We start from the raw sequence: 3,140 nt of genomic DNA on the forward strand, positions 1-3,140 counted from the left end.
AACCGAGTTGATATTCTCGCTGAAACCACTGATGGCGAGCTCGTCCTGATTGAAGTACAAAACAACCCTCAACACGATTATTTCCACCGTATGCTCTACGGTGCGTCTAAGTTAGTCACCGAATACTTAGGAAAAGGTCAAGAGTATGGTGAAATTAAGAAAGTATATTCAATTAATATAGTCTACTTTAACTTGGGGATGGGGGATGACTATATTTATTCCTATCGCGGAGAGTTTGTTGGGGCTAATCTTGGGGATATCCTGCAACCGACCAAAACTCAGGAGTTCAAATTTAACATCAACAAAGTAGCAGATATCTTCCCAGAATACTACCTGCTGAAAGTAAATAATTTTAAGGAATTAGCGAAAACTAGCTTAGATGAATGGATTTATTTTCTCAAAAACAGCGATATCAAAACGGAATTTTCGGCCAAAGGAATAGAAGAAGCGAAGGAGGCGCTGCGAGTCACTAATTTATCAGAACAAGAAAGAGCAGCTTACGAGCGTTACCTAAAAAATAAGCGTGACGAAGCCAGTATACTCAGTACCCAAGAGTTTGAGACGAGATGGCAAGTGGAACAGGCAGAAATTCGAGGTATGGAAAAAGGGATAAAACAAGAAAAAATAGCGATAGCCCGTTCCTGCCGGGAACAAGGTTTAGATGTGGAGACTATTATGAAAATTACCCAACTTTCTCGGGAAGAGATTGAATCGTTGTATAAATTATAATTTATAATTATACATTTTGCCTTCACCATTATTTTGTCTTCACCATTCACCATTCACCATTCACTCTTTCTTTCTTAAGAGAACAAGACAATGCCAGACACACATATTCGCTTTGATTGGGCAATCAAAAAACTGCTGCGTAATAAAGCTAACTTTGGTGTTTTGGAAGGGTTTTTAAGCGAGTTGTTGCATTTCGATATTACCATCAAAACCCTTCTCGAAAGCGAAGCTAATCAAGAAACACTCGATGATAAAACTAACCGAGTTGATATTCTCGCTGAAACCACTGATGGCGAGCTCGTCCTGATTGAAGTACAAAACAACCCTCAACACGATTATTTCCACCGTATGCTCTACGGTGCGTCTAAGTTAGTCACCGAATACTTAGGAAAAGGTCAAGAGTATGGTGAAATTAAGAAAGTATATTCAATTAATATAGTCTACTTTAACTTGGGGATGGGGGATGACTATATTTATTCCTATCGCGGAGAGTTTGTTGGGGCTAATCTTGGGGATATCCTGCAACCGACCAAAACTCAGGAGTTCAAATTTAACATCAACAAAGTAGCAGATATCTTCCCAGAATACTACCTGCTGAAAGTAAATAATTTTAAGGAATTAGCGAAAACTAGCTTAGATGAATGGATTTATTTTCTCAAAAACAGCGATATCAAAACGGAATTTTCGGCCAAAGGAATAGAAGAAGCGAAGGAGGCGCTGCGAGTCACTAATTTATCAGAACAAGAAAGAGCAGCTTACGAGCGTTACCTAAAAAATAAGCGTGACGAAGCCAGTATACTCAGTACCCAAGAGTTTGAGACGAGATGGCAAGTGGAACAGGCAGAAATTCGAGGTATGGAAAAAGGGATAAAACAAGGAAAACAAGAAGGTATCGAACAAGGTCTTCAACAAGGTATCCAACAAGGAAAAAAACAAGAAAAAATAGCGATAGCACGTTCCTGCCGGGAACAAGGTTTAGATGTGGAGACTATTATGAACATCACCCAACTTTCTCGGGAAGAGATTGAATCTTTATAAACTCCTACCCATCTTGATACCCCTTGAAGTCCTGGAATTGCCCAGTTTTCATATCCCACAACCTGACCTATTAGCAGATACGTGGTAATTGTTGACCGCTTAACATATCCACGACCCTGGTTGCACCAATTTTACTCTGCATAGTGACTAGACTGGAATTCTCGTCTGTTACCTTGCCAATTAAACCAGCATCTTTTCCCAAGGAGTGCGATCGCATAATCTCCAAACCCTTTTGTGACTCTTGCTCCGGTAAAATAACCACAAATCGACCTTCATTGGCCACATAAAGCGGATCGAACCCCAGAATTTCACAGGCTCCTTGTAAATCTTCCTTGACTGGAATCAGACTTTCATCAATATGGATGCCAAGATTAGCCCCAAGGGCAATTTCGTTTAAAGCACTGGCCAAACCACCACGAGTCAGATCCCGCATACAGTGAATTTCGATCCCACTTTGGGTTAGGTCTAGTACCAAATCAGCAAGGGAAGCACAGTTGCGTAGGGTGCGTGATAAGACGGACTCGCCTTGATTTTATTGGTAGTCAGTGTTGGCAAAGTCCGTCCCGTAACGCACCACCAAAAGGCTCACTCTGATTTAATCGGTAGCTATTGTTGGGAAAGTCCATCCCGTAACGAACCACTTGCTAAATTTTTGCTTACTTAAATTCTGCCATGTAGATTGCGAATTGTGTTAGCTGATCACAAATTTTTATTTGTTTTTATTTTAGGGTATTTTAGTTTATTACTTCATATTTAAAATACCTAGTTTTATTTAGGTATATTTTCCAGTAAATACCGTACCAGTTTTTTATATCAAAGCCCTATACACCTATTTTTTTAGTCAATAGATTAGAGGTCAGAAGCATTTACATTGACAATCATAGCCATGACCAATAAGACTAATCGCAACCGAAAACGTTGGCTATTAATAGATTTATTTGTGGAGTTACTCGCTTTATTCCTTGATGCAAACCTAATCATAGTGTTGAATCTTTGCTTATTGATTTGGCGTTGGATTAGGGAAGAAGAAGAAGACGAGTAGGGTCGATATCATAGTTGTAAAAAAGAAAGTAAATGTGGCAAGGGTGGAGAGATGGGGAGTGTAAGGTAAACAGGATTTTTTTTCCTCTGGGAGCATGTCACTTATGCAGAACTTTTGTACTAAATTTCTAGCCCCCTCAGAGGTTATCTGAGAAGTCTCATTTGCTACATCCAAGCCCCCTAAATCCCCCAAAATTGGGGGACTTTTACCAGCAAAGGGATTCTTGTTCCCCCCTAGCGAGGGATTGCTCGCTAGGGGGGCTAGGGGGGCAAAATTCAATATCAGAAAAATCAGATATCCTCTCATGATTTGAAGCTTGTTATGATTGTAA

General features: G+C 39.9%; 4 protein-coding genes. 2 read left to right on the forward strand and 2 right to left on the reverse strand.

What is annotated here, in order from left to right; genetic code table 11:
* Both F6K52_RS23785 and F6K52_RS23790 read left to right on the forward strand, forming a co-directional pair.
* Positions 1 to 729, forward strand: a 729-nt coding sequence (locus F6K52_RS23785) for an Rpn family recombination-promoting nuclease/putative transposase (protein WP_293083669.1), incomplete at its 5' end; no start/stop codon positions are given.
* Positions 730 to 819: 90 nt separating this feature from the next.
* The gene (locus F6K52_RS23790) at positions 820 to 1,767 is read left to right on the forward strand and encodes an Rpn family recombination-promoting nuclease/putative transposase (protein ID WP_293083672.1); all 948 of its coding nucleotides are present in this window, start codon (positions 820 to 822) and stop codon (positions 1,765 to 1,767) included.
* A 70-nt stretch (positions 1,768 to 1,837) separates the two neighbouring features.
* On the opposite strand, the gene F6K52_RS23795 is transcribed toward F6K52_RS23790, so the two are convergent.
* Positions 1,838 to 2,242 (reverse strand): AIR synthase-related protein, encoded by a 405-nt coding sequence (locus F6K52_RS23795; RefSeq protein ID WP_293083675.1) that lies wholly within the window; start codon positions 2,240 to 2,242, stop codon positions 1,838 to 1,840.
* A gap of 522 nt (positions 2,243 to 2,764) precedes the next feature.
* The coding region (locus F6K52_RS23800; RefSeq protein ID WP_293083678.1) for a hypothetical protein at positions 2,765 to 3,140 on the reverse strand (376 nt) is incomplete at its 5' end.

It is taken from the genome of Moorena sp. SIO3H5 (genome assembly GCF_010692395.1).
GTDB lineage: Bacteria > Cyanobacteriota > Cyanobacteriia > Cyanobacteriales > Coleofasciculaceae > Moorena.